Origin of the sequence: Streptomyces sp. NPDC005485, assembly GCF_040606085.1 — a bacterium.
Classification (GTDB): domain Bacteria; phylum Actinomycetota; class Actinomycetes; order Streptomycetales; family Streptomycetaceae; genus Streptomyces.
In genome coordinates this window covers 1-3,739 of sequence record NZ_JBEXDZ010000296.1, presented here as the reverse complement: position 1 = coordinate 3,739, position 3,739 = coordinate 1, and the positions used below count along the sequence as shown (strand labels likewise).

Here is a 3,739-nt window from a genome sequence, read left to right as displayed (position 1 = left end):
GGACACCGGCAGGGTGTCCGGCACCGAAACCCGGAGGGGAGCCGTGCACGGCGAGGAAGGTCGGGGGTGGGGTGAGTGAGTGCGTTTCTCGCGGCCTCCGTCGGCTTTCCGACCGTCTTGTTCACGTCGGCCCTGATGGTGGTCGTCGCCTTCTGGCTGCTGGTGGCCATCGGCGTCGCGGAGTCGCACGGCTTCGACGCCCACGCCCATCCGCACGCCCCCGCCCTGAGGTTCGGCGGGGTGCCGGTGACGATCCCGTTCTCGCTGCTGACGGCGTTCGCCTGGTTCCTCAGCCTCAGCGCCACCGTGCTGCTCGACCCGCTGATGCCCTCGGTCCTCGTTCGCGGTCTGACCCGGCTGGCGATCCTGGCGGCCGCGCCGCTGCTCGCCTGGCGGCTGACCCGGTCCGGGCAGGACGGTCCGGGGTGGCCCGCCGAAGACGACCTGCGCGGACGTGCGGAAGATTTCCGTGCGCACAGGTAAAGCGGTGGCGTGGGGTACTCGGACCTCATGAACACATTGAGCCAAGTACTGGCCGTGTCGGACTGGCTCGTCCACGGGATCGCGCCGGTGGTGGCGGGCATTCTGATCACCGGTGCCCTGGTCTGGGCCGTCCGGTTCGGCATGAAGGTGCGCAGCGCGGAATCACCGCCTCCACTCCCGGAGGAGCAGCCCCGGCTGCCCGAGTACGGGGCGGTCCATGAGGTCTCGGAGATGCGGGAGCCCGACGAGATGCCGAAGTCCGCGGACAGCGGTCATCCGCTGACCCCGTACGAGATCAAGGGTGTCGGCAACGTCGCGAGCAGGAAGAGCGGCGATCAGCACCGGCGGCGCTGGAGCCCCGGCTCCAGTGGCTCGTTCGGCAGCGGCGGCCCCGGCAGGACCTGACCTGACCGCACCGTCACCGGCGTCGGCACACGACCGGCGCCGGTTTCGCCCTGCCCGGGTGCCTCTCGCGCGCGTAGCGGAGGCGGCCCGGCGGTGACACCCGCGCCGCCGCCCGGGCGGGTCCGCAAGGCCGCTTCGGCCTTGGACGGAAGGGGTGTTGCCGGTCGCCGCCGGGGTACTCGGGGCGATGACAGAGGAGGTGTCCTGATGGATACGCGGACCAGGACAGATGCCCGATCGGACCATGAGGAGCACGGAGTCAAGAACAGCGCGACGGTGATTCCCGCGAGTCGCGTTCCCGATCGGGACGCCGGCGGTGAGATGCCCGCCGATGACGTGGAGAGCAACATCGTACGAGGCATGGACTGAGCTCAGTGCCATGGACGACGTAAGACTGTCGCTGCGCGAGTGGCTCATCCTCAAGGACATCGAGTCCGCGCTCAGGCGTGGCCGCCGAATAGGCGGCCTCCTGCGCACCCCGCGCCGCTCGATATGGCTGCCCACCGCGGTGGGCCTTTTGGTTGCGGCCTCGGGTTTCCTGATGGTGGCGGGTATCCGCACCTCGGACCCGGCCGTCATCTGGGCATTCGCAGCAGTGTGGCCTTTCGCTCTGCTGCAGGCTTTCCGGCTGCTGTGCAGGTGGACCACACCGCACGGAATATCAGTGAAGGCGTCGCGATGAATACCCCGCGCGGGCCCTTTCCGGGCTCTGACGGGTGGCCTGTGTGCTGCGGACGGCGCCGACCCGCGCGATGCTGGAAAGAGTGTCGGCGAGACGGAGCAGTGGTGGGATGAGCGACAACAGGACCCTGCGGCGTCAGGTGGTCTCCAGCCATTCGGTGTTCGGTGCCCCCTGCTGGGTCAGCCTGACCACACGCGATGTGGAGGCCACGGAGGACTTCTACGGGGCGGTCCTCGGCTGGCAGTGGAGCCCCGCCGACCTCGGTGAGCGGTTCAGGATCGCGCAGGTCGACGGGGTGCCGGTCGCCGGGATCGCCGCGGTCGCCTCCATCTGGCAGATGGCTGTCGCCTGGACCCCGTACTTCGCCGTACCCAGTGCCGACGAGGCCGTGGCCAGGGTCGAGGAGCGCGGCGGCACCCGAGCGGTCGGGCCCATCGCCCTCCCGCCGGGACGCGCGGCGCTGCTGTCCGACCGTGACGGGGCGGTCTTCGGCGTGTGGGAAGGAGAACTCGTCGCCGGCTGGGAGAAGTGGCGCCGCGCCGCCCCTGCCTTCGTGCGCCTGCACACCCGAGACGCCTTCGATGCCGCCATCTTCTACGGCGAGGTCCTGGACTGGGCCTCCGATCGCCCCGGCTGCTGCGAGGTGCACTACGACGGTGACGAGGTACTCCTGCGCAGTGGGGGAGACGTGGTGGCCCGTATCCACTCCGGAGCGGTGGGGGCGGCGCCCGATCCCGCGATCAGGCCGCACTGGCGGGTCCACTTCGCGGTCGCCGATGTTGCGGCGTGCGCGGCGGCGGCACGGGCCCACGGAGGCTATGTGCTGCAGCGCCGCACCGACCCGGACGAGGCCGTCCTCGGCGATCCCGACGGCGCCCGCTTCACGGTGACCGAGCAGGCCGAGCGGACCGGGGCTCGGGCCACGGACCCGGCGGAACGCCCGTAGCGCTTGCTGCCTCCCCGCGTGTTCACTCCTTCGAGGGACAGCTCCGTCCGGCGCGAATTTCGGCGCGACATTCGAAGAGCATGGGCTCCGCATTCCGCTGCGCATTCCACCGCGCACTTTTCTGCCGTCACCATTTGGAATTGCATGACTGCGGTGTGTGACCTCGATGGAAGAAAGTTCGAAATGTCGTTTTAGATCTCGAAGAGGGGGAATTCACCCCTTAGTGCTTCGGACAGGAGGCACCTCCGCGGAGCCTGTTTCGACAGGTTGCGGGTGTGTCTCTGAGGTTCGTGTGCGCCCTCCCGCGGTGACTGTCCACGCAGCACCCCTTGAGGGAGTTGGCAAGCACCATGCGGATCAAGTCCAGAACGAAGCAGCACCCGCACGACGACGCTCCGGACACCGCCCTGTTCTTCGAGAGGCTGTCCGGTCTGCCCGACGGCCCCGAGCGGCGGGTCCTGTGCGACGACATCGTCTGCGCGTGGCTTCCGATGTCGGACCGCATAGCCGGCCGCTATCGCGGCAGGGGTGAAGCCCTGGAGGACCTGCGGCAGGTCGCCGCGCTCGGTCTGGTCAAGGCGGTCAACCGGTACGATCCCGCACGCGGCCCCTTCGAGAGCTACGCCGTGCCCACCATCACCGGCGAGATCAAGCGGCACTTCCGCGACCACATGTGGATCCTGCACGTGCCGCGTCGCGTCCAGGACCTGCGCAACCAGGTGCGCACCGCCCTGAAGGACCTTTCGCAGACCACCTCAGGCCGTCGGCCCACCATCGAGGAGATCGCCGCACAGGCCCAGCTGAGCGAGGACGAGGTACGCACCGGCCTGGAGGCGCTCGACAGCTTCACCACGCTGTCGCTGGACGCGGAGGTGCCGGGCAGCGAGGACGGCTACGCGCTGAGCGACGCCCTGGGCGAACCCGACCCCGGATTCAACCTCGTCGTGGACCGCGAGGCGCTGAAGCCCTGCCTGCAGGCACTGCCCGAGCGTGAGCGCACGATCCTCTACCTGCGGTTCTTCCGCGGCATGACCCAGAGCCGCATCGCGGAGCAGCTCGGAATCTCGCAGATGCACGTCTCCCGGCTCATCACCGGCTGCTGCGCCGAACTCCGCGAGGAGGTGCTCGCCGACGCGGCATAGCCCAGGAAGCGGTGCGTCACACTCGGCCGCCCGGAACAGGTCTCCCACGGACGGGGGGGGGGGGGGGGGCGGGACCGGCCA

The 3,739-nt window shown here is 69.5% G+C and carries 5 protein-coding genes; all 5 read left to right on the top strand.

Annotation, left to right across the window (positions count from 1 at the left end; genetic code table 11):
• Positions 1-75: 75 nt before the first annotated feature.
• Positions 76-483, top strand: coding sequence for a hypothetical protein (locus ABZS97_RS43570; RefSeq protein WP_356149481.1), 408 nt, complete (start codon positions 76-78; stop codon positions 481-483).
• Between the two features lie 27 nt (positions 484-510).
• Complete coding sequence (locus tag ABZS97_RS43565; protein WP_356149478.1) at positions 511-888, top strand: DUF6479 family protein; 378 nt, start codon at positions 511-513, stop codon at positions 886-888.
• Positions 889-1,267: 379 nt separating this feature from the next.
• The gene (locus ABZS97_RS43560; RefSeq protein ID WP_356149475.1) at positions 1,268-1,570 is read left to right on the top strand and encodes a DUF3040 domain-containing protein; all 303 of its coding nucleotides are present in this window, start codon (positions 1,268-1,270) and stop codon (positions 1,568-1,570) included.
• A gap of 109 nt (positions 1,571-1,679) precedes the next feature.
• On the top strand, positions 1,680-2,516 hold the full coding sequence (locus tag ABZS97_RS43555) for a VOC family protein (RefSeq protein WP_356149472.1): 837 nt from the start codon (positions 1,680-1,682) through the stop codon (positions 2,514-2,516).
• Positions 2,517-2,866: 350 nt separating this feature from the next.
• Positions 2,867-3,658, top strand: a complete 792-nt coding sequence (locus tag ABZS97_RS43550; RefSeq protein ID WP_356149469.1) for a SigB/SigF/SigG family RNA polymerase sigma factor — start codon at positions 2,867-2,869, stop codon at positions 3,656-3,658.
• Positions 3,659-3,739: the final 81 nt, after the last annotated feature.

Excerpts from the sequence above, each read along its gene's own strand:
- ABZS97_RS43565 (WP_356149478.1), top strand. The coding sequence starts at position 511 with ATGAACACATTGAGCCAAGTACTGGCCGTGTCGGACTGGCTCGTCCAC.
- ABZS97_RS43560 (WP_356149475.1), top strand. The coding sequence starts at position 1,268 with ATGGACGACGTAAGACTGTCGCTGCGCGAGTGGCTCATCCTCAAGGAC.
- ABZS97_RS43550 (WP_356149469.1), top strand. The coding sequence starts at position 2,867 with ATGCGGATCAAGTCCAGAACGAAGCAGCACCCGCACGACGACGCTCCG.
- ABZS97_RS43555 (WP_356149472.1), top strand. The coding sequence starts at position 1,680 with ATGAGCGACAACAGGACCCTGCGGCGTCAGGTGGTCTCCAGCCATTCG.